The organism is Roseateles sp. P5_E11 (assembly GCF_054049355.1).
Genome location: NZ_JBFUMO010000735.1, coordinates 1 through 2,421 on the forward strand (window position 1 = coordinate 1; position 2,421 = coordinate 2,421).

Annotated in this window: 3 protein-coding genes; all 3 read left to right on the forward strand. The window is 62.1% G+C overall.

The window, feature by feature from the left end; all coding sequences use genetic code 11:
* On the forward strand, positions 1 to 586 hold a 586-nt coding region (locus ACXJKR_RS29895; protein WP_457325931.1), incomplete at its 5' end, for a CpsD/CapB family tyrosine-protein kinase.
* A 123-nt stretch (positions 587 to 709) separates the two neighbouring features.
* On the forward strand, positions 710 to 1,546 hold the full coding sequence (xrtB, locus tag ACXJKR_RS29900) for an exosortase B (RefSeq protein ID WP_457325932.1): 837 nt from the start codon (positions 710 to 712) through the stop codon (positions 1,544 to 1,546).
* Positions 1,547 to 1,550: 4 nt separating this feature from the next.
* Complete coding sequence (gene epsI / locus ACXJKR_RS29905) at positions 1,551 to 2,258, forward strand: exosortase-associated protein EpsI, B-type (protein ID WP_082533011.1); 708 nt, start codon at positions 1,551 to 1,553, stop codon at positions 2,256 to 2,258.
* The last annotated feature ends 163 nt before the right edge of the window (positions 2,259 to 2,421 follow it).

Below are 2,421 nucleotides of genomic sequence, written 5' to 3' on the forward strand. Positions count from 1 at the left end.
GGCCGAAAGCTTCCGCGCGGTGCGCAGCCAGATCATGATGCGGCTCTACAACGAGGGCCAGCAGCGCAGGGCGATTGCCGTGGTGAGCCCCGACAGTGGCGACGGAAAGACCTACTTTGCGGCGAACCTCGCCGTGGTTCTGGCCCAGCTTGGCGGGCGTACCTTGTTGGTCGATGCCGACATGAGGCATCCGCGTCAGCACGAAGTGTTTGGCGTGAGTAACGATGCCGGCCTTTCCGGCATCTTGAGCGGCCGCGCGGAGGCCAAGGTCATCCAGCAGGTGCCTAACGTGCAAAGCCTGTTCGTCCTGCCGGTGGGCACCACGCCCCCGAACCCGCTGGAACTGGTTGAACGGCCCGCATTTGGCCTGCTCATGCGCGAGCTGGCCACGAAGTTCGATCATGTCGTGGTGGACAGCCCGGCCGCTTGCTATGGCAGCGACAGCGTGGTGATCGCTGCGCGATGTGGCGCGGCGCTGGTTCTTGCCCGCAAGGATCACGGGCGTATCTCGGCGCTACAGGATCTCGTCGGCAACTTGGCGGAAACGCCGGCCGTCGTGGCAGGTGTGGTGGTCAACGAATTTTGAGCAACTCCGGCCAGCGTGCTGGGCAATCCGTCTAACGTTTGAGAATTGGTTCCACGGGACATGTTGAAGGTTTCGGTATCTAGTCCGACGGCTCGAAGCGTCCCGTGGAGCAACTATTGGACGGTGTGGTTGCCCCTGCTCGTTGCCTTTGCGCTCATGTACGTGCCGACCTATGTCGGCCTCTCGCAGACCGTTTGGGCATCGGCGGAACAAGGCCACGGCCCGATCATCCTGGCCATATCGTTCTGGTTGGCTTGGCGGCGGCGTGAGCAGGTTGCTGCGCTGCCCGACAACAAGGGCAGCTTCCTCGTCGCCGGCCTGCTGTTCGCCGTCGGCATGCCGCTCTACCTGCTCGGCCGCACGCAGCAGCTCGATAGCTTCGAAGTGTTGTCTCAGATCTTCGTGCTCGCCGCGGTCTGTCACTTGATGAAGGGGTCGGCAGGCCTGCGAGTATTGGCGTTTCCGCTGTTGTTCATGCTGTTCATGGTGCCCTTGCCCAGCGTGCTCGTGCAGGTGGTCACCACGCCTCTCAAGGCGGCAGTTTCCTATGTCGCGGAATCCATCATGCACATGGCCGGCTACCCGATCGCGCGCAGTGGCGTGATCTTGTCGGTCGGCCCTTATCAACTGCTGGTGGCCGATGCCTGTGCCGGTTTGAATTCCATGTTCACGCTCGAAGCGCTGGGGCTGCTGTACATGAATCTGATGGGCTACACGTCACCGCTTCGGAACGTCTTGCTCGCGTCGGTCCTCATTCCGGTGTCGTTCTGCGCGAATATCGTTCGGGTCATCATCCTGGTGTTGATCACCTACCATTTCGGGGATGAAGCGGGCCAGGGGTTTGTCCACGGTTTCGCGGGGATGGTCCTCTTCATGGTGGCACTCTTCCTGATGCTGGTCGTCGACAAGCTGATCGGGAAATTCGTGCCGGCCACCCGGGCGCACACTGAATTGGGTTGAGCTCATGAACCAGCGATCCCCTCTCCCTTTGCGCCGCCGGGCAGTGCTGGCCGCGGGGCTCATGACCGGCGCCGCCGTGGCGGGCGAGCTGCTCCAGCCCAAGCCGACGATCACGCGGCCCGATCAGATGCCGGATCTTGACCGGATCATCCCGCAAGCTTTTGAGGGCTGGACGCTGGATCGAAGCATCGTGCCGCTGGAGGTGGCGGCGGATGTCGCCAACACGCTCAATGCGATCTACGACAAGATCCTCTCGCGCACCTACGTCAACCGTGCCGGCGAACGGATCATGTTGTCGCTGGCCTATGGAGCCAACCAGTCGCGCGCATTGCAGCTCCACAAGCCAGAGGTTTGTTATGCGGCCCAGGGATTCAGGGTCAGCCAATTGCATCCCGACGTCATGCATGTGGGGGATTCGTCGCTGCCCGTGATGCGACTGATTGGCCAGCTCGGCAGCCGCGTCGAACCCATCACCTACTGGATGCGCATCGGGGATGACGTGGTCAGGGGCTGGTTCGAGCAGAACCGGGCCCGCCTGGCCTACGGGTTGAACGGGAAGATCCCCGACGGTCTGCTGTTCAGGGTGTCCATGATTTCAGGCGACACGAGCGCGGCGTACCAGCTGCAGGACATTTTCGTCAACGCCCTCTTGAGAGGCATTCCGAAACAGCACCGATCGGTGTTGCTCGGCAGTGTCGCGTTCAACGCGTAGCGGCGTCGAACGGCAATCACAGGTCTGAATCTTGCTCGCCGGCTTCGGGCGGTGTTGATGTAGCCCTGCGCCTAACTTTTGATCACCACTCATGTCGAGCGACACCAAAACCAGCCTCCAACGTGCCGCCAGCAAGATGCTGGGCGGCAGCCTGGCTGTGGTC